Source organism: Streptomyces sp. NPDC031479, from assembly GCF_055581065.1.
Map to the genome: position 1 here is coordinate 1 of NZ_JBVIKC010000015.1, position 19,690 is coordinate 19,690.

General features: G+C 71.7%; 21 protein-coding genes and 1 rRNA gene. 11 read left to right on the forward strand and 11 right to left on the reverse strand.

Annotated elements, in window-relative coordinates; translation table 11 throughout:
* Nucleotides 1-137 precede the first annotated feature (137 nt).
* A 5S ribosomal RNA gene (gene rrf, locus ACZ5D2_RS18435) occupies nucleotides 138-254 on the forward strand.
* A 61-nt stretch (nucleotides 255-315) separates the two neighbouring features.
* Here rrf and ACZ5D2_RS18440 read toward each other — a convergent pair.
* Nucleotides 316-1,173 carry a DUF3626 domain-containing protein gene (locus tag ACZ5D2_RS18440; RefSeq protein ID WP_371677470.1) on the reverse strand — a complete coding sequence of 286 codons (858 nt, stop codon included), beginning with the start codon at nucleotides 1,171-1,173 and terminating at the stop codon, nucleotides 316-318.
* Between the two features lie 49 nt (nucleotides 1,174-1,222).
* Between ACZ5D2_RS18440 and ACZ5D2_RS18445 the strand changes: the two genes are divergently transcribed.
* Nucleotides 1,223-1,780, forward strand: a complete 558-nt coding sequence (locus ACZ5D2_RS18445) for a GNAT family N-acetyltransferase (RefSeq protein ID WP_371677469.1) — start codon at nucleotides 1,223-1,225, stop codon at nucleotides 1,778-1,780.
* 7 nt (nucleotides 1,781-1,787) lie between these two features.
* Here ACZ5D2_RS18445 and ACZ5D2_RS18450 read toward each other — a convergent pair whose 3' ends face one another.
* The 6 genes from ACZ5D2_RS18450 to ACZ5D2_RS18475 all read right to left on the reverse strand — a co-directional run bounded on the left by ACZ5D2_RS18450 (nucleotide 1,788) and on the right by ACZ5D2_RS18475 (nucleotide 8,949).
* Nucleotides 1,788-3,383 (reverse strand): type VI secretion protein, encoded by a 1,596-nt coding sequence (locus ACZ5D2_RS18450; RefSeq protein WP_468930458.1) that lies wholly within the window; start codon nucleotides 3,381-3,383, stop codon nucleotides 1,788-1,790.
* A 2-nt stretch (nucleotides 3,384-3,385) separates the two neighbouring features.
* Entirely contained in the window at nucleotides 3,386-4,804 is a 1,419-nt protein-coding gene (locus ACZ5D2_RS18455) for an ATP-binding protein (protein WP_371677467.1), read from the reverse strand.
* Between the two features lie 20 nt (nucleotides 4,805-4,824).
* Complete coding sequence (locus ACZ5D2_RS18460; RefSeq protein ID WP_371677466.1) at nucleotides 4,825-6,387, reverse strand: SCO6880 family protein; 1,563 nt, start codon at nucleotides 6,385-6,387, stop codon at nucleotides 4,825-4,827.
* Nucleotides 6,384-7,688 (reverse strand): hypothetical protein, encoded by a 1,305-nt coding sequence (locus ACZ5D2_RS18465; protein WP_468930461.1) that lies wholly within the window; start codon nucleotides 7,686-7,688, stop codon nucleotides 6,384-6,386. The genes ACZ5D2_RS18460 and ACZ5D2_RS18465 overlap by 4 nt, the downstream gene beginning before the upstream one ends.
* A gap of 22 nt (nucleotides 7,689-7,710) precedes the next feature.
* Nucleotides 7,711-8,538, reverse strand: a complete 828-nt coding sequence (locus ACZ5D2_RS18470) for a hypothetical protein (RefSeq protein WP_468930464.1) — start codon at nucleotides 8,536-8,538, stop codon at nucleotides 7,711-7,713.
* 102 nt (nucleotides 8,539-8,640) lie between these two features.
* On the reverse strand, nucleotides 8,641-8,949 hold the full coding sequence (locus ACZ5D2_RS18475) for a hypothetical protein (RefSeq protein ID WP_008742356.1): 309 nt from the start codon (nucleotides 8,947-8,949) through the stop codon (nucleotides 8,641-8,643).
* 392 nt (nucleotides 8,950-9,341) lie between these two features.
* Here ACZ5D2_RS18475 and ACZ5D2_RS18480 point away from each other — a divergent pair, with 392 nt between their 5' ends.
* Nucleotides 9,342-9,887 carry a hypothetical protein gene (locus ACZ5D2_RS18480; protein ID WP_468930467.1) on the forward strand — a complete coding sequence of 182 codons (546 nt, stop codon included), beginning with the start codon at nucleotides 9,342-9,344 and terminating at the stop codon, nucleotides 9,885-9,887.
* Between the two features lie 226 nt (nucleotides 9,888-10,113).
* On the opposite strand, the gene ACZ5D2_RS18485 is transcribed toward ACZ5D2_RS18480, so the two are convergent.
* Nucleotides 10,114-10,944, reverse strand: coding sequence for a pentapeptide repeat-containing protein (locus tag ACZ5D2_RS18485; RefSeq protein ID WP_371677462.1), 831 nt, complete (start codon nucleotides 10,942-10,944; stop codon nucleotides 10,114-10,116).
* Between the two features lie 86 nt (nucleotides 10,945-11,030).
* Here ACZ5D2_RS18485 and ACZ5D2_RS18490 point away from each other — a divergent pair, with 86 nt between their 5' ends.
* From ACZ5D2_RS18490 to ACZ5D2_RS18510, 5 genes are all read left to right on the forward strand, one after another.
* Nucleotides 11,031-11,639: a LysE family translocator gene (locus ACZ5D2_RS18490; RefSeq protein ID WP_266840593.1), complete on the forward strand. Its 609-nt coding sequence runs from the start codon at nucleotides 11,031-11,033 to the stop codon at nucleotides 11,637-11,639.
* A gap of 94 nt (nucleotides 11,640-11,733) precedes the next feature.
* Nucleotides 11,734-12,528 carry a thioesterase family protein gene (locus tag ACZ5D2_RS18495; RefSeq protein WP_371677461.1) on the forward strand — a complete coding sequence of 265 codons (795 nt, stop codon included), beginning with the start codon at nucleotides 11,734-11,736 and terminating at the stop codon, nucleotides 12,526-12,528.
* A gap of 49 nt (nucleotides 12,529-12,577) precedes the next feature.
* Entirely contained in the window at nucleotides 12,578-14,329 is a 1,752-nt protein-coding gene (locus ACZ5D2_RS18500; RefSeq protein WP_468930470.1) for a serine/threonine-protein kinase, read from the forward strand.
* Between the two features lie 59 nt (nucleotides 14,330-14,388).
* A complete protein-coding gene (locus ACZ5D2_RS18505) occupies nucleotides 14,389-15,408 on the forward strand; it encodes a C40 family peptidase (RefSeq protein WP_030240565.1) in 1,020 nt (339 codons plus the stop codon).
* A gap of 201 nt (nucleotides 15,409-15,609) precedes the next feature.
* Nucleotides 15,610-16,308, forward strand: a complete 699-nt coding sequence (locus ACZ5D2_RS18510) for a phosphatase PAP2 family protein (RefSeq protein WP_371677459.1) — start codon at nucleotides 15,610-15,612, stop codon at nucleotides 16,306-16,308.
* Nucleotides 16,309-16,460: 152 nt separating this feature from the next.
* Here the strand turns inward: ACZ5D2_RS18510 and ACZ5D2_RS18515 are convergent, their stop codons facing one another.
* Both ACZ5D2_RS18515 and ACZ5D2_RS18520 read right to left on the reverse strand, forming a co-directional pair.
* Nucleotides 16,461-16,712, reverse strand: coding sequence for a hypothetical protein (locus tag ACZ5D2_RS18515; protein WP_371677458.1), 252 nt, complete (start codon nucleotides 16,710-16,712; stop codon nucleotides 16,461-16,463).
* Between the two features lie 223 nt (nucleotides 16,713-16,935).
* Nucleotides 16,936-17,109, reverse strand: a complete 174-nt coding sequence (locus ACZ5D2_RS18520) for a hypothetical protein (protein WP_371681428.1) — start codon at nucleotides 17,107-17,109, stop codon at nucleotides 16,936-16,938.
* A gap of 186 nt (nucleotides 17,110-17,295) precedes the next feature.
* On the opposite strand from ACZ5D2_RS18520, the gene ACZ5D2_RS18525 reads away from it, so the two are divergent.
* Entirely contained in the window at nucleotides 17,296-18,156 is an 861-nt protein-coding gene (locus ACZ5D2_RS18525) for an SCO4651 family lipoprotein (protein ID WP_371677457.1), read from the forward strand.
* A gap of 147 nt (nucleotides 18,157-18,303) precedes the next feature.
* Nucleotides 18,304-18,456 (forward strand): hypothetical protein, encoded by a 153-nt coding sequence (locus ACZ5D2_RS18530; RefSeq protein ID WP_167456795.1) that lies wholly within the window; start codon nucleotides 18,304-18,306, stop codon nucleotides 18,454-18,456.
* Nucleotides 18,457-18,508: 52 nt separating this feature from the next.
* On the opposite strand, the gene ACZ5D2_RS18535 is transcribed toward ACZ5D2_RS18530, so the two are convergent.
* Complete coding sequence (locus tag ACZ5D2_RS18535; RefSeq protein WP_030240557.1) at nucleotides 18,509-18,868, reverse strand: metal-sensitive transcriptional regulator; 360 nt, start codon at nucleotides 18,866-18,868, stop codon at nucleotides 18,509-18,511.
* 196 nt (nucleotides 18,869-19,064) lie between these two features.
* Between ACZ5D2_RS18535 and ACZ5D2_RS18540 the strand changes: the two genes are divergently transcribed.
* Nucleotides 19,065-19,685, forward strand: coding sequence for a DUF47 domain-containing protein (locus ACZ5D2_RS18540; RefSeq protein ID WP_030240555.1), 621 nt, complete (start codon nucleotides 19,065-19,067; stop codon nucleotides 19,683-19,685).
* Nucleotides 19,686-19,690 lie beyond the last annotated feature (5 nt).

Sequence of the window (19,690 nt, forward strand, 5' to 3'; positions counted from 1 at the left end):
CAGATGTGGAAGCCCGGTAACGGGTGGAGCTGACTGGTACTAATAGGCCGAGGGCTTGTCCTCAGTTGCTCGCGTCCACTGTGTTAGTTCTGAAGTAACGAACCGTGTCCATGCCCGGTTGGTCAACTTCATAGTGTTTCGGTGGTCATAGCGTTAGGGAAACGCCCGGTTACATTCCGAACCCGGAAGCTAAGCCTTTCAGCGCCGATGGTACTGCAGGGGGGACCCTGTGGGAGAGTAGGACGCCGCCGAACAATCATTGTGGGAAAGCCCCGCACCTTATGGTGCGGGGCTTTTCTGCGTTTACGGGCCGATTCAATTCCGGCAGAGGCCGAAGCGGGCCAGGTAATGCCAGACGCGCTTCAGGGCCTGCTCGTCGTGGTCGCCGGTACGGGCCGCCTCGCCGAGGATGCGGGGAGTCAGGACGCCGGCCACCGCGATGGATCCGCCGAGGTCGACGAATTCCTGGCCGCGGTACTCGGGGTGCCGCCGCAGTTCCGTCACGGTGAGGCGGAAGCCCGGATGCCATTCCGTGGGGCAGGGGAGGGCCGCCGCTGCCGCCTCGATCTCCGTGTCACGGTAGCTGGGGTCCAGTACGAGGGCGGAGACGTCGCGGTCGAGCCGGACCGGGGTGTGCACCTGGGCTTCGATGTAGTCGTCCAGGGCGTCCTGGTCGTCGGCTTCGGCCAGGGCGATCAGGGCCATGCGGTCGGCGACCCCGAAGGACTCCGGCTCCAGATAGCTGTCCGGGTAGCAGAAGGTGGTCCGGGACAGGGTTTCCGGGGCGAGGCGGAAGTGGGCCGAGCCGAAGCGGGGGGCGGCGCCGGCCTCGGAGCGGCGGAAGTTGAGGGCGCCGTACACCGGGCGGGCCTCGGCCGGCGCGGTGTCGTAGGCGCCGCCGAATATCCGGCTCTCCCACTGCCAGCGCGCTCCGCCGGGGTGGGCCGTGAGTCCGCCGTTGCTGGTGCCCGTGACGAACTGGGAGCGGTACACACCGTCTTCGGCCAGGGCGGTGAGCACCGGACGGTCGTTCAGGAAGCGGTCAGGGTGGAAGTTCAGGGTGACCGGGAGCGTCGGGTCCAGGGTGGGACCCGAGGCGAGCGCGGTGACGTGCGCGATCGCGCGGGTGTGGGGTTCGGCGTGCGGTGGGTGAGGTGGGTGCGGTCGGTGCATGGGTGCAGTCTGCAACAGAGCGGTGGGGGCGGGTGGTTAGGATCCGGCCATGGAGCAGCATGTGATACGTACGGTGCAGGCCGATGAGTGGGAGAAGGCCAAGGAGCTGCGGATCGCCGCATTGCGGGATCCGGCGGCTCCGGTGGCCTTCCTGGACACGCTGGAGGACGCGCAGGCCCGGCCCGACGAGTTCTGGCAGGGGCGGGTCGCGGGGGCGGCGAGCGGGCGGGCCGCCCGGCAGTTCGTCGCCGAGGCGGCCGACGGGCGATGGGACGGCTCCGTCACCGTGCTGGTCGAGGAGGGCGGGACGACCGACTTCTTCGGGAACCCCGTCGAGGCCTCGCAGGGGCATCTGGTGGGGGTCTTCGTACGGGAGGAGCAGCGCGGGACCGGGCTGACCGAGGCCCTGTTCACGGCCGCGCTGGAGTGGGCCTGGTCGCTGGAGGGGCCCGAGCTGGCCCGCGTACGGCTCTTCGTGCACGAGGAGAACGCGCGGGCCGGGGCGTTCTACCGGCGCTACGGGTTCGAGGCGAGCGGGCGGACCGTACCGGTGCCCGGGGATTCCGGCGCGCGGGAACTGGAGTACGGGGTCGCGCGGCGGGCGTAGCGGCGGTTCAGGGGAGGTCGGCGTGGGGCCAGTGGGCCCGTGCCTGTTCGCGGCTGCGGCACAGGGCGAGGAGCGGGAGCGTCTCGTCCGTCAGCAGTTCCGGGAGCTGGGGTACGGGCGCCACGGCCGCGACGTCCTCCAGGACCAGGGTCAGTGGTGGGTCGAGCCGACCGGCGGATGACCGTACGGCCACGCGCCGGCCGTGCTCGACCACGCTGGAGGCGAGTGCGGTCAGCAGCGGCATCGCACCCGGGTGGGTCCGGGGGTCTTCGAGGGGTTCGCCCACCACGTACAGGCTGCCCCCTTCGGCGAGGAACGATGCGAGGGTGAGGGCATCCGTGCGGTTCGGGGTGCAGGCCTCGCGGATGTGGATCGAGGTCAGGCAGGAGAGGGCCCGGGCGGTGAGGTACTGGGCCTGTTCGCGGCGTTCGGGGTGCCCGGTGAGGGCGCTTTCGAGTTCGCCGGCCGCGCCGGGGGCCGCCTGGAGGTGGGTGCGCAGGATGCGGACCGGGTCCTGGGCGGAGTTGCCCTGGGCCCAGCGGTGCAGCTGCTTGAAGGGGCGGTCGTCGAGGGCGGCGGCCTGGAGCCAGCTGCGCAGGAGGGTCTCGGCGGTGTCGGCGACGGCCGCGTCCAGGCGGGCCTGGGGGCGTACGGGGGCCAGCAGGGCGATCGCGCGTGCGGCGGCGGTGTCGCGGTCGGCGCAGCCCTCGGCGGGGTTCCAGTGCATGCGGGCCGGGGTGTCGCACAGGTGCGAGGGGTCGTAGAGCAGGACCGGTCCGAGTTTCGCCCGCGCGTCCTTGGTGTCCGACCACAGGGCGGGGGACGAGGTGACGACGAGGACGGCGCCTTCGGCGGAGGCGACGGCCTGCGCGGCGAGGCGGTGGCGTTCCGTGGGGGTGGCGTAGGTGAGGCGGGCGGGGGTGGTGTGCGGGGTGGGTGCGGTGGGTGTGGCGAGGTGGGCGGCCGGGGCCGGGGGCCTCGGGGCGTAGCCGTAGCCGTAGCGGTAGGCCTCGTCGACGGGGGCGGGGCGGGGCGTGGTCGGCGTGACGACGGCCTCGGGCACGGGGGTGGGTGCGGGCCCCTGGGTTGGGATCGGATCCGGCTCCGGGGCCGACGCTGCAGCCTGTGCCTGTGCCTGTGCCTGTGCCTGTGCAGGAGCCGGGGCGTGGGCAGGAGCCGGGGCGTGGGCCTGGGTCTTGAGGTCGGGGTGCCGGGGTGCCGCGGTGGTGGGGGTCGGGGTGTGGCGGCGGGCCCTGGTGCGGGCCACCACGCCCATGGTGAAGATCGTGAGGACCAGCATCACGAGCAGCTGGCTGATGAACAGGCCCCAGAACAGGCCCCACCCGGACAGCGCCGCCGGGGCGGTGTCGGGCCAGGCCGCCGCGATGTCGTGGGGTTGCGCTATCAGGGCGCGGACGGCCCCCGGGGTGCGGGTGAAGGTGACCGTGGACGGCCAGGCGCCCTTCGAGAAGAGGGCGGCCAGGCCGGTGGCCGACCAGACCAGGACGGCCAGGCCGAGGAGGAAGGCCAGGAGGCCGACCAGGACTCCGTCGGGGATGCCGCCGGCTCGCGCCGGGGGCTCCGTACGTCTGGCATCGGGCATGGTCAGGCCACCGTGGCGGCCGAGCCGGGGCCGGCGCCCCGCTGGCGCTCGATGTACAGGGCGCGTTCCTCCGCTTCGAGTTCGGCGGCCAGCAGGTCTTCGGGGAGCTGCTGGGGGGTGGAGGACTCGGTCATCGCGCGGTCGGTGTAGACGAGGGGGCGTTCGGTTTCGGTGATCAGGTGTTTGACGACCTGGACGTTGCCGTTGACGTCCCAGACGGCGATGCCGGGGGTGAGGGTGGGGATGATTTCCACCGCCCACCGGGGGAGGCCGAGGACCCGGCCGGTGGCGCGGGCCTCGTCGGCCTTCTGGGCGTAGATGGTTCTGGTCGAGGCCATCTTGAGGATGGCCGCGGCTTCGCGGGCGGCCGCGCCGTCGACGACGTCCGAGAGGTGGTGGACGACGGCGACGAAGGACAGGCCGAGGCGGCGGCCGAACTTGAGGAGGCGCTGGAACAGCTGGGCGACGAAGGGGCTGTTGATGATGTGCCAGGCCTCTTCGACCAGGAAGATCCGTTTTTTCCGGTCCGGGCGGATCCAGGTGTGTTCCAGCCACACGCCGACGATCGCCATGAGGATGGGCATGGCGATGGAGTTGCGGTCGATGTGGGAGAGGTCGAAGACGATCAGGGGCGCGTCGAGGTCGATGCCGACGGTGGTCGGGCCGTCGAACATGCCGCGCAGGTCGCCGTCGACGAGGCGGTCGAGGACGAGGGCGACGTCGAGGCCCCAGGCCCGGACGTCGTCTATGTCGACGTTCATGGCCAGCGCGGATTCGGCTTCGGGGTGGCGCAGTTGTTCCACGATGTCGGTCAGGACGGGCTGGCGGTCCCGGATGGCGTCCACGACGTAGGCGTGGGCGACCTTGAGGGCGAAGCCGGAGCGTTCGTCGAGGCCGTGGCCCATGGCGACTTCGATGATGGTCCGGAGCAGCGCGAGCTGGCCGGTCGTCGTGATCGCCGGGTCGAGGGGGTTGAGGCGGATCCCGTCGTCGTTGGCGGCGATGGGGTCCAGGCGGATGGGGGTTATCCCCAGCTGCTGGGCGATCAGGTTCCACTCGCCGACGCCGTCCTCGCCCTGGGCGTCGAGGACGACGACCTGGCGGTCGCGGAAGCGGAGCTGGCGCAGGACGTAGGTCTTTTCGAGCGCCGACTTGCCGTTGCCGGATTCGCCGAGGACCAGCCAGTGGGGGGCGGGGAGTTGCTGGCCGTAGAGCTGGAAGGGGTCGTAGATGTAGCCCTTGCCGCTGTAGACCTCGCGGCCGATGATGACGCCGGAGTCGCCGAGGCCGGGGGCCGCGGTGGGCAGGTAGACGGCCTGTGCCTGGCCGGTGGAGGTGCGTACGGGCAGGCGGGTGGTTTCGACCTTGCCGAAGAGGAAGCTGGTGAAGGCGTCCGTCAGGGCGGACATGGGATCTCGCATGGGGCGGCCGTTCCCTCCAGCTAGCGTCGGATGCCGGTGGCGAACGGCAAGGTGTTGACGAAGGCGCGGTGGTGCTCGCGGTCGCACCATTCGAGCTTCAGGTAGGACTTGCCGGCGGAGGCGCGGATGGTGCGCTTGTCGCGGGCGAGGGCTTCCGGTGAACGCGAGGACACCGTGATGTACCCGACGAGGTTGACTCCGGCAGCGCCGCTGGCCAGATCTTCACCCCTCTGGTCGAGCCGGCCGTGGGCGGCGATGTCGCGCGGGTCGACGGTGCGGTTCATCTTGGCGGCGCGGCTCGCGTCGGCCTCGTCGTTGGTCTTCTCGGTGAGCATCCGCTCGATGGCGACTTCGGTGGGTTCCAGGTCCATGGTGACGGCGACCGTGCGGATCACGTCGGGGGTGTGGACGAGGAGGGGGGCGAGGAAGTTCACGCCGACCGGGGTCATCGGCCATTCCTTGACCCATGCGGTGGCGTGGCACCAGGGGGCGCGGGTGGAGGACTCGCGGGTCTTGGCCTGGAGGTAGGTCGGTTCGACGGCGTCGAGTTCGGCGGGCCAGGCGTTGCGCTTGGTCATGGCCTGGATGTGGTCGATGGGGTGGTCGGGGTCGTACATGGAGTGCACGAGGGAGGAGAGGCGGCCCTGGCCGAGGGGTTGGCGGACGCGGATGTCGGCCTCGGCGAGGCGGGCGCAGATGTCGGTGAGTTCGCGGGCCATGACGATGGCGAGGCCGGCGTCGCGGTCGAGCTTGCGGCCCTTGTGGGGGGTCGAGGCGCGGGCGATGGCGACGGCTTCGGCGGCCAGGTCGCGGGTGAAGTGCATGCAGGCGACGAGGTAGGCGCGGTGCTGCTCGGAGGAGGTGGAGACCATCGACTGGAGCTGGTCGTAGGAGTCGCGCAGCCAGCCGGGGGCCTGGGTGTCTCCGCGCTGGGCGACGTCCTTGGCGTGGGCGTCGGGATCGGCGGGGAGGGTGCGGGCGAGCATCTGGAGGCGGGTGACGAAGCCGTCGCCGTTGGCGACGTGCTTGAGGAGGGTGCCGAAGCGGTCGACGAGGGCTTCCTGGTCCTCGCTGTCGCGCAGGCCGACGCCGGGGCCCTCGATCTCGATGGCGGCGGTGACGGTGCGGCGGTCGGCGTGGAGGAGTACGGCGATCTCGTCGGGGCCGAAGGGGGCGGCGAGCCAGTTGATGCGGCCGATGCCGGGGGGCGGGCCGACCTCGACCTCGCGGCCGTCGGCGGCGCGGGTGCCGGATTCCATGGCGGGCGAGCGGTAGGTGGTGCCGCGGCGCAGGGTGCGCTTGTAGCTGCGGCTGATCTCGAACCACCGGTAGAAGGTGCGGCCCTTGTAGGGGACGTACACGGCGGCGAGGGCGAGCATGGGGAAGCCGGCGAGGCTCACGATGCGCAGGGTGAGGTCGGGGACGAGCAGTCCGCTCATCATGCCGAAGAACGCGCCGACGATGATCAGGGCGATCTCGCCGGTTTCGCGGTTCTTGCCGACGATCGCGTTCGGCCTGGCGCGGCCGATGAGATACGTGCGGCGGGGCGCGATCGGGTGGAGCTGGTGGGACTGGGTCGTCAACGCCCGTCACCTCCTGTGTTCCTCGTACTGGAGCCAGTGCGGGGCGGGGGCGCGGCGGAGGGGACGGTTCCGCCGCCGGACCCGCTGCCGGAGCCGCGGCTGCTGTGGGCGGCCATGCCTCCGGAGATCTGGTTGGCGTCGCCTCCGGTGGAGCCGCCGGAGGCGCGGTGGGCACCGCCGCCGCGGCTGCTGTGGGTCTTGATGCCCTGGGAGACGAGGGAGGCCGGGGAGCTGATGACGGCGGCGGCCTGGGCGCCGTCGGTGGCCTTGGAGCGGTTGCTGCGGGCGGAGGCGATCTCGTCGCCGAAGCCGGGGACGAAGCGGTAGATCATCGCGGAGGCGAAGATCGCCAGGAGGATGATGGCGAGGCCGGAGACGACGGCGGAGAAGGCGTCGGGGCCCTTCTCGCCGGCGAGGGCCCCGGCGAGGCCGAGGACGATGACGATGACCGGCTTGACGAGGATGACGGCGATCATGATGCCGGCCCAGCGGCGGACGTGGCCCCACATGTTGCGGTCGACGAGTCCGGCGTAGACGACGGTGCCGAGGAGGGCGCCGACGTAGAGCAGGGCGGCGCGGATGACGAGCTCCAGCCAGAGCACTCCGGCGGCGAGGACGGTGACGAGGGCGACGACGACCAGCATGATCGGGCCGCCGCCGATGTCGCTGCCCTTCTTGAGGGCTTCGGAGAAGGAGCCGAAGAAGACGTCGGTCTGGCTGCCGGTGGCGGAGGCGATGACCTCGGTGACGCCGTCGGTGGCGGAGACGACGGTGTAGAGGATCAGGGGGGTGAAGGCGGAGGCGAGGACCGTGAGCCAGAGGAAGCCGATGGCTTCGGAGAGGGCGGTGGTGAGGGGGACGCCGCGGATGGCGCGCTTGGCCACGGCGAGGAGCCAGAGGACGAGGGTGAGGATGGTGGAGGCGGCGAAGACGACGGCGTACTGCTTGAGGAAGGCGGGGTTGGTGAAGTCGACGTTGGCGGTGCCCTTGACGGCTTCGCTGAGCTTGTTGACGATCCAGGCGGCGGCATCGGCGCAGCCCTTGGCCAGGGAGGCCAGGGGGTTGAGGGCGTCGGTGCCGGGGTCGCCCGGCGACAGGCCGGTGCGCGGGGCACCGCTGGACGCGGGGCCGGTGCCGTTTTCGCAGTAGTCGCGGGCAGGCGCCTTGATGAGTTCGCAGGGGTTGTTGGTCGCCTGCGGGGTTCCGGGGGGAGTGGTTTGCGGGGTCGGGCTCGGCGGTGCCGCCATCGCCCGGGTCGCCAGGAGCATGACGCCGGTGTGCATGGCTGCGACAATGACCATGAGGGACAGGCCGCGACGGCTGTCAGCGCGCATAGGTGAGCCCTCCGAACTGCGACACGGCTGCGGTCATGTCCTCGGCTGAGGCTGCTCTCTGGTCACGGCCCACGGGAGCCGGGCCGTCCTTCTGAGTGAAGTTCGAGACCCACCAGTCGTCGTTGACCCACCGGAGCTCGAACGTGTACGTGTACCAGCCTTCGGAGACCGGGTTCTTGGACCCCTCGCCCGCGATGCCGAAGAGCGATGACGACCAGACGGAGACCGTCGCGGTATCGCCTTCGATCTTCTCCACCTTGGTTCCGGCTGGGTTGGTACGGGAGACGAACATCAGGCCCTTGGGTGCCTTGCCACCGGCGTCGAGACCGATGCGGGTCAGGAATCCCTGGTCGGTGTAGAGCCGGTCGAGCTCGCCCTGTCGGGCTTCCACGGTGTCGGGGGTGTAGACGGCCTGGGTGATCGTCTTCCTGCGCACGGTATCGAACATGCCGTCCGAGCCCAGGGCCACCGCGTAGTTCGCCGCCGCCGACTGTGCGCCCTGTTCGTCGTGGGCGAAGCCCTTCGGGATGCCTGCGGTCTTGGTGGTGACCGGGGACGTGCCCGTCGGGGCCGTGGACGTGGTGGTCGGGGGTTTGTCCGAGGAGGTGTCGCCGCCCGGGGAGTCCGAGGACTGGTTCGCGAACGCGATGGCGGCGACGAGCAGGACCACGACGCCGACCACCGTCACCAGGCCGCGGGAGGCGCGGGGGGTGCGGCGGGGGGTGCCGTAGGGGTCGGAGGGGGAGTCGGGGAGGCGGGTGCGGGTCTGGCCCGTGCCGCCGACGTCGCCGCCGCCGTAATGGTCGTCGTTGCTCATTGCGTGTCCGCCCCCTCCGCGTCGTACGACGGTAGCGCTCGTTCCCGCTCAGGCGCGGTGTGGTGATTCGTCATCAGGGTGCGGCCGGCCGCGCCGTTCCGGCTAGACGGCCATTCCGTAGACGATCGTGAAGAGGGTGCCGAGGGAGCCGATGATGAAGACTCCCGTGAGGCCGGCCACGATCAGGCCCTTGCCCTGTTCCGCGCTGAAGGTGTCGCGCAGTGCGGTCGCGCCGATGCGCTGTTTGGCCGCGCCCCAGATGGCGATGCCGAGGCAGAGGAGGATCGCTACGGCCATGACCACCTCGATCATGACCTTCGCTTCGTTGCCGAGACTGCCGAACGGCCCCCAGTTCGGGGCGATTCCGCCGATGATGGTGGTGATGTCGCCCTTTTCGGCTGCCAGGATCATGTAACTCACCGCCCCTGTATGGGTAGTTCCGGTAGCCCGTGCCCGACGGCAGGGGTCACGCACTATCTTCGCTGATGAAACCGCCGCCGTCGTCGACTTGGCGGCTCTCTTTACCCGATCTCCCGGCGTGCGCCCCTCCCGCGCGCCCTGACCTGGTCACTCTGTGTATCACGGTGGGTGACCCCGGGCAATGATTGTCGGCCCGGCGTGCGCGGGGCCGGGTGAGGGGCGGCCGTTCGGCGCAGTGGGGCGCGTGTCGTTGGGCCGTCCCGCTGACATTTGTCCGACATTCCGTCAGTCTTTCCATCTTTGCGGCGGGTTGGGGGGAGGCTCGCGGTCGTTGGCCGTGACGGCCTGACGACCTGACGACGTGACATGTGAGGAGGGGCCTGATGGGTTCCGCGATGGAGCCGGGCCGCAGGGCCCGGCTGGCCGCCGGGGTGGCCGTGGCGTTGCTGTGCGGGCTGGTGGCCGTACCGGTGCGGGCGGCGGCCGCGGAGGCCGGGCCGGAGTACGGGTACGCGTACGGGTACGGGTGCGGGAAGGGCGACGGCCGGGCCTTCACGGGCGGGGGGTGCACCGGGCCGCGCGGGCCCAAGGGGCCGAAGGGTGACCGGGGTCCGGCCGGGCCGCACGGGCCGTGTGCGGACGTCGACACCGCCTCGGGGCCGGGGGCCTCGGAGTTCAGTGCCGTGCTGAGCCGGGGGAGGGCGTACGTCGGGGCGAGGGCCACGCCGACGGCCCCCTACCGCTGGCAGGACCTGACGCGGGCCAGGACGCCGGGCTTCCCGCGCGACGCGTGCGGGGTGTCGGTGCGGGTGGGCGGTCCGCGGGTGTACGTGAAGGTGCTCACCGCGGGCGGGGACATCTACGAGAACTCGTGCACGACGGCGTTGGTCTGCACGCTGGGCTGGATGGCCGTGGTCCGGCCCTACTGACGCCGGCCGTCCCGGGGTGCGGCGCCGTGACCGGAGTCGGGGCCGGGCGCGGCGCCGCTTGGCGGGGTGACCCCGTAGCGGAGCGTCATCTTCCGGTTGGGTCGCTCACCGTACGGGGACAAGGGCGGGTGGGAGCGCGAGGGGCGCACGCGCGCACGGCGGGCGCCGGGCGCCGGGCGTCAGGGGTCAGGGGCCAGGGGTCGGGTACGGCGCCGCGGCGCCCGGCCTACTGCCAGTGGGACGGGCGGGTGAGGGACGGGGGGATGCGCGTGGCGGCGTCGCCCCGGGCGGCGTTCAGCTGGGCCTGGGTCAGGAAGAGGGCGTCGCGCAGGTCGGCCCCGCGGAGGTTCGTGTCGCGGAAGTCGGCGCCGATCAGGTCGGCGGTGCGCAGGTCGGCGCGGCCGAGGTCGGCGGCGATCAGGTAGGCGCCGCGCAGGTTGGCGCCGCGCAGGTCGGCTCCCGCGAGGCGGGCGCCCATCAGGTCGGCGCCGCGGTGGTTCTTGCGGCGGCCCGGGGCCTTGGCGCGCACCAGCTCGCTCGCCTTGAGGAGGAGGGGGTTGATGTCCTGGCGCAGGGTGCCCACGTCGAGGCCGGTCAGCTCCTTGGCGTCGGCCCGGGTGAGGGCCTCGGTCCGGGCCAGGGCCGTGCGCAGGTCCTGGTGGACGGGGGCCGCGGCGGGGAGGGCGAGCGCTTCGGCCACGTAGAAGAGCAGCTCGTGCAGCTGGCGCATGACGGGGAAGGCCTCGAACATCTCGGCCCGGGTCTCGGGGTGTGCGCGCCAGTCGCGGCCGCCGAAGGTGACCTGGGAGATCTGCTGTCCGGCCCCGAAGCAGTCGAAGACGGTGCATCCCTGGAAGCCCTGGTCGCGCAGCCGGGTGTGGATGCCGCAGCGGAAGTCCTGCCGGAGGTTCCCGCAGGGGGTCCCGGCGGACTTGTTCACGGCGAAGTCGTTGGACTTGGCGAAGGGCAGGGCGACGCAGCACAACGCGAAGCAGTTGCCGCAGTCGGCCTGCAGGACGGGGAGCGGGGGGTGCGCGGGGCGGGCGGTGGTGGACACCCCTCCATTGTGACCGGAGGGACGGGGCGACGGGTTCGCGGCCGGAGTGCCTTGATCCGCAGGGCGGGGGCGGTGAGCATCTGTACATGACAGAAGTGATCGCAGTTGCAGTCATCACCCTGCTCGCGGTGATCAGTCCGGGGGCGGACTTCGCCATGGTGGTCAGGAACAGCTACCTGTACGGCCGGCCCACCGGGCTGTTCGCGGCGGCCGGGGTCGCGGCCGGCGTGCTGGTGCACGTCTCGTACACGATGCTGGGCGTCGGTCTGCTGATCGCCTCGTCGACCGCCCTGTTCACGGCGATCAAGCTGGCGGGTGCCGCGTACCTGGTGTGGATCGGGATCCGTACCTTCCGGGCGCCGGACGGGCTGACCGTGGACCTGGAGTCGAAGCCGGGGCTGAGCCCGTTGGGTGCGCTGCGGTCCGGGTTCCTGACGAACGTGCTGAATCCGAAGACGACGCTGTTCGTGGTGTCGACCTTCACGCAGGTCGTCGATCCGGGGACGTCGGCGTGGCAGCAGGTGGGATACGGGCTGTTCATGTCGGCCGCGCACCTGGTGTGGTTCGGGGCGGTGGCGCTGTTCTTCTCGGACTCGCGGCTGCGCGACCGGATGCTGAAGGCGCAGAAGGCGCTGAACCGGGCGATCGGTTCGGTGCTGGTGGGGCTGGGTGTGGGGCTGGGCTTCGCGCGCTGAGCGGGCACTCGGCCGGCGCTGGGCGGGAGCGGGGCGCGGCGGCCGGCGGCGAGGGGCTGGTGCCCGGAGTTACCTGTGGGTAGCGTGCAGCGTCATGGACGCTGAGGACGGGTTCTACGAGCGGATCGGTGCGGGGCGGTTCGTGGCGGGCGAGGCCACGCGCGGGCCGTGGGACGCGGGCTCGCAGCACGCCGGGCCGCCGGCCGCGCTGCTGGCGCGGGAGATCGACGAGCGGGCGGGCGCGCGGGAGGACATGCGGATCGCGCGCGTCACGTACGAGATCCTGCGGCCGGTGCCGATCGGCGGACTGGAGATCACCACGAGCGTGCTGCGGGCGGGCCGCAACACCGAGCTGGTCGAGGCGGCCCTGACGCCCGAGGGCGGTTCCGGGCCGGTGATGCTGGCGCGGGCGCTGCGGATCCGGGTGGCGGGGGAGCCGGTGCCGGCGGTGGTCCCGGGGGCGGTGGTGCCGACTCCGGGGGAGGCGGTGGCGTCGCCGTTCTTCCCGGTGCCGTGGGAGAAGGGGTACCACTCCTCGGTGGAGGCCCGGTTCACGGACGGGTCCTTCACGGAGCCGGGGCCGGGGACCTGCTGGATGCGGATGAGGGTGCCGCTGGTGGCGGGGGAGGAGGTCCGGCCGCTGGACCGGGTGCTGGTGGCCGCCGATTCGGGCAACGGCATCAGCGCGGTCATGGACTTCGGCCGGTTCGTGTTCGTCAACGGCGACCTCACCGTGCACGTGCACCGGCACCCGGTGGGGGAGTGGGTCTGCGTGGAGTCCCGGACGAGCGTGGACGCGGCGGGCATCGGCCTGGCCGACGCCCGGCTGCACGACGAGAAGGGGCCGATCGGGCGGGGGGCGCAGAGCCTGTTCGTCGCGGAGCGCTGAAGCCAATCCCCTTGTGGGCCAGCACAGTCCGTATGGCACTCTCGTGCGGGTGGAGGCGCTGAGAGACAACGACCCGGCCCATATAGGGGCGCAGACGCTGCTGGCCCGGCTGGGGGCCGGGGGCATGGGGCAGGTGTACCTCGGGCGGTCGCCCGGCGGTCGCCTGGTGGCCATCAAGGTGATCAAAGAGGAGATCACCGGGCACCCGGAGGCGCTCGCGCGGTTCCGCCGGGAGGCGGAGACGGTCCGCGCGGTGCGCTCCGCCTACACGGCGAACCTGATCGACGCGTCGCTGGCGGCGCCGCCGTACTGGCTCGCCACCGAGTACGTGGCCGGGCCCACGCTCAGCCACGCGGTGCGCGAGTTCGGGGCCCTGCCCGCCGCCGCCTGCCGCAGGTTGTTCGCCGCGCTGGCGGAGGGGCTGGCGAGCGTGCACGCGTACGGGGTCACGCACCGGGACCTCAAGCCGCAGAACGTCATCCTGGGCGCACAGGGGCCCCAGCTCATCGACTTCGGCATCGCCAAGGGCGTGGCCGAGACGGCTCTGACGCAGGCCGGCTCCGCTCCCGGCACCCCGGGCTACACGGCCCCCGAGGTGCTGCTGCGGGGTGAGGCCGCGGACGCCGCCGACATCTTTGCCCTCGGTGCCACGATCGCCTACGCGGCCACGGGGCGGGCCCCGTACGGCACCGGTGATCCGACGACGGTCAACTTCCGCGCCGTGCACGGGGAGATCGACGTCGCGGGCGTGGAGCCCGAGCTGGCCGAGCTGATCCAGGCCTGCGTGGTGGCGGAGCCGGGCGCCCGGCCCGCCCTCGCCGAGATCATCCGCCGCTGCGCGGTGGACTCGGCGCTGGTCGACGACCCGGTCTACGCCTCGCTCACGGCGACCGCGGGCGGTACGGGCCAGGTCCCGGGGACGCTGCCGTCCACCATCGGGCCGGGATTGCCCGCAGGCACTCCGGGCTACGTGCCGACGTACGTGCCCGCGACCCCGCCCGCCACGGAGCGGACGCGGGCCGTGCCCCGCTGGGCGGTGGCGGTCGTGGCGGGCCTGCTGGTGGGCGGGCTCGGGACGGGCGGGTACCTGCTGCTCCAGGACAAGGAGGACGGCCATGGTGCCCGGGCGGGCGGACCGCCGTCCGGTGGGGCCACGCCGGCGGGCCAGGGCGCGCCCAGCGGTACGGCCTCCTCGCCCTCGGGGCCGCAGGCGTCGGACCCGGCCCCGGGCCCGGCCTCGTCCGGACCGACCGGAGGCTCCGGGTCCGTGCCGGATCACATCGAGCCCGCGACGGTGTCCCGGGACCTGTGGACCGGCACCGCGCCCGGTGAGGGGAGCTGCAACCTGCCGCCGGAGGAGCGGGCGCAGTACCTGGTGGGCTCCGCGGTGGACGCCGCCGACCCCAACGCGAAGGCGGTCGCGGGCAAGGTCAAGATCCATGTGATGCTGAAGCCATATCATCAGGAAAAGGGGCCCTACCTCGTCTCCGTCGGCGTCAAGCCGCCGCACGAGATCGACTCGACGACCCAGCGGCCGTTCGAGAACGTCCGTGACTACAACCGCAGCATCGGCTACACCAGCAAGCCGATCGACCTCACCCAGAAGACCTCCGACGGCGGCGTCTACCTGACCTACCCGGACGACTTCGCCACACAGCTCGTGGACAACGGCGGGAACACGAGGCACTTCCCGGCCATCCCGGTGGCCAACGATCCGGGCGACTGGACCGTGCTCTTCTATCGAGTCCGGGGCCTCAGGGAATACAGCAGCCTCTACTGCACCGGCTTTCCGGTGAAATAACGTCAAGACAGACTGATGAATGCACTGTCAGGCGACCTGTTATGCGGCAGTGTTGACGGGTGCGCAAATTCTGGGTGGCAAGCGGGATCGGGATCGGCGTGTGCCTGGCCTTCGTCGCGCTGCTGGTCGTCGGCACGTACTCGGCGGCGGCGGGTCTCACGAAGGGCGGCAGGCAGGGCGCCGTGGCGCTGGTCAAAGGGGCGGTTCCGGCGATCTACCAGCCGTTGGTGGAGAAGTGGGGAAACCTGTGCCCCGCGCTCAATCCGGCCATGCTGGCGGCCCAGTTGTACACCGAGAGCAACTGGAAGCCCGATGTGGTCAGCCACGCGGACGCGCGCGGTATCGCCCAGTTCATCCCGGAGACCTGGGCCACGTACGGAATCGACGGCGACGGCGACGGTGACCGGGACATCTGGGATCCCAAGGACGCGATCCCTTCGGCCGCCTCGTACGACTGCCAACTGGCCAAGGACGTCGCGGGAGTGCCAGGAGACGCATCGGACAATATGCTCGCCGCCTACAACGCCGGTCCCTACCGGGTCATCAAGGCCGGGGGCGTGCCACCGCTCACCGAGACCCAGGGCTACGTGAAGGCCATCCGTTCCCTGGAGAAGAGCTTCGCCCGGCCCGTCGGCCGGGTGGCGCCGTCGCAGCAGGCCGCCGGGGCCATCTACTTCGCGCAGAAGCAGCTCGGGACGCCCTATCTGTGGGGTGGCAACGGGACGCCCGATCAGAACGGGCGGTTCGACTGCTCCGGGTTGACCAAGGCGGCGTACGAGACCGTGGGGATCGAGCTGCCGCGTGTGGCCAACGACCAGTACAACGCCGGTTCGCACCCCTCGCGGGCGGAACTGCTGCCCGGTGATCTCGTGTTCTTCTCCGACGATCTGACGAACTCTCGGGAGATCCGGCACGTCGGCATGTACGTGGGCGGCGGGTACATGATCAACGCCCCGTACACCGGCGCGGTCATCCGCTTCGACAAGATCGACACTCCCGACTACTTCGGTGCCACGCGGGTGACCAAGGACGGGGCCGCGGCCCTTCCGGAGCGGGCGGCCGCCACTCCGGCGGCCTAGCGACACTCCGTGAACCGCAGGCCTTGAGCTGCGTCGGCGAATCACTCTTGGATAACGTTGGAGTGATCATTCGGTGGAGGGTGGAACGTACCTGCCAGAACGGGCGTTCCATGAACACGAGACTTGATCGGCGGGGGGTTTGGAGGGGCGCACACCGGCGTGCGCCCACAGGGGACCTAGGCAAGCAAGGGGCCGCGTCGCATGGCTGGACTCACAACAGGTGGGCCGAATGTGGATGTCAGCCTGCTGTACGAGATCAACGCCCTGGCCCGGCACGCCCCGGGCTGGTTCGACCGGGGCGTCGCGCTCGTCGGCGGGTACGGGCTGCCGCTGGCCATGGTCCTGCTGGTGCTGTGGTGTTGGCGCGGGGCCCGGCGGCAGGACGAGACGACGGCCGTCGATTCCTTCGCCGCGCTCGTCTGGGCACCGCTCGCCGCCGCCCTCGCGCTGCTCGTGAACGTTCCGCTGCGCGGGTTCGTGGCGCGCCCGCGGCCCTTCGTCCAGCACGAGGGGCTCGAGGTGCTCGGCGGGATGGCCGGCGGGCCGGGAGCCGGGTACTCCTTCGTCAGCGACCACGCCACCCTGATGATGGCCCTCGGCGTCGGGGTGTTCCTGGCGAACCGTCGGCTCGGGCTCGTCGGGATCGGGCTCGCGCTCGCCGAGGGGGTGTGCCGGGTCTACCTCGGTGTGCACTACCCGACCGACGTCATCGGCGGGTTCGCGCTCGGCACCGCCGTCGTGCTGCTCCTCGCGCCCCTCGCCATGGCCGCGCTGACCCCGCTGGTACGGGCGCTCGCGCGCGCCCCGCGGGCGGGGCGGCTCGTCAGGGCCGGGGAACGGGTCGTGGCCCGGCCGGTGGAGCTCGCGCAGCGGCCGGCCGAGAGCGACCTCGCCGCGTAGCGGGGGCAGCGGCGGGAGTGGCGGGAGCGGGCGCGGGCGCGGTCAGCCCGCGTACGAGTTCCACAGCGCGAGCAGGACCGCTGCCAGCAGGCACAGCACCGCCGCCCCGAAGCACAGCCGCACCGCGGCCGGCCGGGGCCGGGGGCGGGGACTCACCGGTCGCCGTCCCCGGCGCCCCCGTCCCCGTGGCCCGCGCCGGAATCCTCCGGGTCGTCACGGCGGTAGCGGGACCGCAGCCACAGGCCGGTGGCCACGGCCGCGGCGGTGGTGACCCCGATCGCCAGTGCCACGTCGCCCGGGCCGTCCGCCGTGCCCACGGGACGGGCCCAGGCCGCCGCGGCCGGGGTGAGCGCGATCAGCAGGGCCCAGAGGAGGGCCGCGAGGCGGGGTGCGGTACCTGGCATGACTCCAGGGCAGCCGGTCCCGGGTCACCCGGCCACCCGGGCCGTCCGAACGGGCGACACACCCGGACGCGGGGCGACCGCGCCGGGGCCCGCACCGCTCCGGGCCCCGCATCGCGCTGGGCCCGTACCCGCGCTGGGCCCGTACCCGCTCCGGGCTCGCACCCGCTCCGGGTCCCGCATCGTGCCGGGCCCGCCGCGCCAGCGCCCGCACCCGGGCCCGGGTCTAGTCCGCGGTGTGCCGGGTGGCGTCCCTGCGGGCCAGGTCGCGGGAGCGGCGGGCCGGCCCGGTCCATCCGCAGCTGCAGACGGCCAGACAGAAGGAGCCGCGTTCCGCGGTGCTGGTGATGTGGCCGGGCGTCGGCTGCGCGGACTCCACGGGGTGACGCGGAGCTGGCACGGCGGTAAACGGAGGGACCTGAGTCGCCTGGGTGTGCGGATCCACGTCCCCACGGTACCCGGTCGGACCGGGCCCGGTACGGGTCTCGGCCACTCCCCGGCCGTGACGGGAAACCCCGGACCTCGTTAACCGGAGCGGGTGGGGGCCTCGGGCAAACAGCGGTCACGCGTTGGGGGTTGGCAGGCGATGGTGGTGCACCAGCACAGGCGGCGGCGAAGGCGTGCGGGCAGGGCGGTGCTCGCGGTCTGCGTGGCGTTGACCGTCGCCGCCCTCGGCGGATGCGGTGCCGCGAGCGGTACGGGAACCGGAACCGCGGCGGCGGCCGGCGACGACCGGCCGCCGGGGGATCCCGGCGCGGCCGTCCGCGGGGCCGCCGACGCACTCGTGGCCACCGGCAGCGCCCAGGCCCGTACGGCCATGGAGATGGCCACCGGCGGCACCCGGGTCACCATCCGCGGCGAGGGCGGCGTCGACTTCAGGAAGCGGATGGGGCAGCTGCTGGTGATGCTCCCCGCCGACGTGACCGGCAAGCCCGAGCACCGCCCCATCACCGAGCTGCTCGTCCCCGGCGCGCTCTACATGAAGAACCGGGGCGCCGGGGTGCCCGACGACAAGTGGGTGCGGCTCGACACGGCCGCCCTCTCCGACGGGAACCTCGTCACGGGCGGGGCCACCGATCCGCTGGCCGCCGCCGAGCTGCTGCGCGGCGCGCAGGAGGTGACGTACGTGGGGGTCACCGAGGTGTCGGGCACCAAGGTGCGGCACTACCGGGGTACGACGGACATCGGGCGGGCGGCCCAGAGCGCCTCGCCGGGGGTCAAGGGGGCCCTGGAGGCGGCGGCGAAAGGGTTCAGCAAGGACAGCGTGCCCTTCGACGCCTACCTGGACGAGGAGGGGCGCCTGCGGCAGGTCAGGCACCGTTTCACGTACGTCAAGAATGGCGTGATCGATGTCTCCTCGACCACGCTGCTGTACGGGTTCGGCACGCCGGTGACCGTCGTATTGCCCGCAAGCGCGGACATTTATGACGGGAAGATCGCCGAGTAGCCGGTCCGGCGGGCCCGGACGGTGCGTCCGGGCCATGACCCCGCTATCCGGAAATGGTCCATCCGTGTCATGCGCGGAACGACGTGCGGTCCCTACGCTGGGAGGCCGAGCGCCGACGGGCGAGGGCGGCAGAGAGAGGTGACACGCGTGACTCCCGCGGGCGGTACGACGGTGCAGGACCACGTGGCACTCGCCGAGATCGAGCTGTGCGGTGAGCTGATCATCGCGGCCTCGACGGCCGTGGAGGAACGACTGAGTCAGGACCGGATCGACGAGGTCCTGATGGGCATCTGTCTTTAGTGCCTGTTTCCGGTTCCCGGCGGAGCCGCGGGTGCGGCGCCGCCGCCGGGGGTCAGGTGCGCAGGAGGCGGGCGATGGCCTTCGTGGCCTCTTCCACCTTCGCGTCGATCTCGGTGCCGCCCTTGACGGCCGCGTCCGCGACGCAGTGGCGCAGGTGCTCCTCCAGCAGTTGGAGGGCGAAGGACTGGAGGGCCTTCGTGCTCGCCGAGACCTGCGTGAGTATGTCGATGCAGTAGACGTCCTCGTCGACGAGCCGCTGGAGGCCGCGGATCTGGCCCTCGATGCGGCGCAGCCGCTTGAGGTGCTCGTCCTTCTGGTGGTGGTAGCCGTGAACGGCTCCGCCCTCGTGGGTCAGGGTGCCGGGGGCGGTGCCCGTCTCGGCTCCGGAGCCCTCCGCCTCGATGGTCGTCATGGGTCCTCCCGTGGTCCGGAATGAGGGATACATACCCCTCATGGGTATAGGGTACTTCGCCCCGGTCCGAGGGACAGGGGTTCGTCCCGCCCACTGTGCCCGATGGAGGACACTGGGGAACCGTGCCGGTTAGCCGTGGCCGGGGGATGCGCCTAGCATCAGCCTGACCGAATCCAATGCACCCCGAGGACCTCACGTGCGATTTCGTCTGACCCCCAGGGAGACGAGCTTCTACGACATGTTCGCCGCATCCGCGGACAACATCGTCACGGGCTCCAAGCTCCTGATGGAACTGCTCGGAGCGGATCCCTCCGCCCGGGCCGAGATCGCGGAGCGGATGCGGGCGGCGGAGCACGCGGGGGACGACGCGACGCACGCGATCTTCCACCAGCTGAACTCCTCCTTCATCACGCCGTTCGACCGTGAGGACATCTACAACCTCGCGTCGAGCCTCGACGACATCATGGACTTCATGGAGGAGGCCGTCGACCTGGTCGTCCTCTACAACGTGGAGGAGCTCCCCAAGGGCGTCGAGCAGCAGATCGAGGTGCTGGCGCGGGCGGCCGAGCTGACCGCGGAGGCCATGCCGCACCTGCGGACCATGGACAACCTCACCGAGTACTGGATCGAGGTCAACCGGCTGGAGAACCAGGCGGACCAGATCCACCGCAAGCTGCTCGCCCAGCTCTTCAACGGCAAGTACGACGCCATCGAGGTGCTGAAGCTGAAGCAGATCGTCGATGTGCTGGAAGAGGCCGCCGACGCGTTCGAGCACGTCGCGAACACGGTGGAGACCATCGCGGTCAAGGAGTCCTGAACCAC

What these genes read in the sequence shown, in the direction of transcription:
- ACZ5D2_RS18440 (WP_371677470.1), bottom strand. Translation starts at nt 1,173, where the DNA reads ATGCACCGACCGCACCCACCTCACCCACCGCACGCCGAACCCCACACC.
- ACZ5D2_RS18445 (WP_371677469.1), top strand. Translation starts at nt 1,223, where the DNA reads ATGGAGCAGCATGTGATACGTACGGTGCAGGCCGATGAGTGGGAGAAG.
- ACZ5D2_RS18450 (WP_468930458.1), bottom strand. Translation starts at nt 3,383, where the DNA reads ATGCCCGATGCCAGACGTACGGAGCCCCCGGCGCGAGCCGGCGGCATC.
- ACZ5D2_RS18455 (WP_371677467.1), bottom strand. Translation starts at nt 4,804, where the DNA reads ATGCGAGATCCCATGTCCGCCCTGACGGACGCCTTCACCAGCTTCCTC.
- ACZ5D2_RS18465 (WP_468930461.1), bottom strand. Translation starts at nt 7,688, where the DNA reads ATGGTCATTGTCGCAGCCATGCACACCGGCGTCATGCTCCTGGCGACC.
- ACZ5D2_RS18470 (WP_468930464.1), bottom strand. Translation starts at nt 8,538, where the DNA reads ATGAGCAACGACGACCATTACGGCGGCGGCGACGTCGGCGGCACGGGC.
- ACZ5D2_RS18475 (WP_008742356.1), bottom strand. Translation starts at nt 8,949, where the DNA reads ATGATCCTGGCAGCCGAAAAGGGCGACATCACCACCATCATCGGCGGA.
- ACZ5D2_RS18480 (WP_468930467.1), top strand. Translation starts at nt 9,342, where the DNA reads ATGGGTTCCGCGATGGAGCCGGGCCGCAGGGCCCGGCTGGCCGCCGGG.
- ACZ5D2_RS18490 (WP_266840593.1), top strand. Translation starts at nt 11,031, where the DNA reads ATGACAGAAGTGATCGCAGTTGCAGTCATCACCCTGCTCGCGGTGATC.
- ACZ5D2_RS18495 (WP_371677461.1), top strand. Translation starts at nt 11,734, where the DNA reads ATGGACGCTGAGGACGGGTTCTACGAGCGGATCGGTGCGGGGCGGTTC.
- ACZ5D2_RS18510 (WP_371677459.1), top strand. Translation starts at nt 15,610, where the DNA reads ATGGCTGGACTCACAACAGGTGGGCCGAATGTGGATGTCAGCCTGCTG.
- ACZ5D2_RS18515 (WP_371677458.1), bottom strand. Translation starts at nt 16,712, where the DNA reads ATGCCAGGTACCGCACCCCGCCTCGCGGCCCTCCTCTGGGCCCTGCTG.
- ACZ5D2_RS18525 (WP_371677457.1), top strand. Translation starts at nt 17,296, where the DNA reads ATGGTGGTGCACCAGCACAGGCGGCGGCGAAGGCGTGCGGGCAGGGCG.
- ACZ5D2_RS18535 (WP_030240557.1), bottom strand. Translation starts at nt 18,868, where the DNA reads ATGACGACCATCGAGGCGGAGGGCTCCGGAGCCGAGACGGGCACCGCC.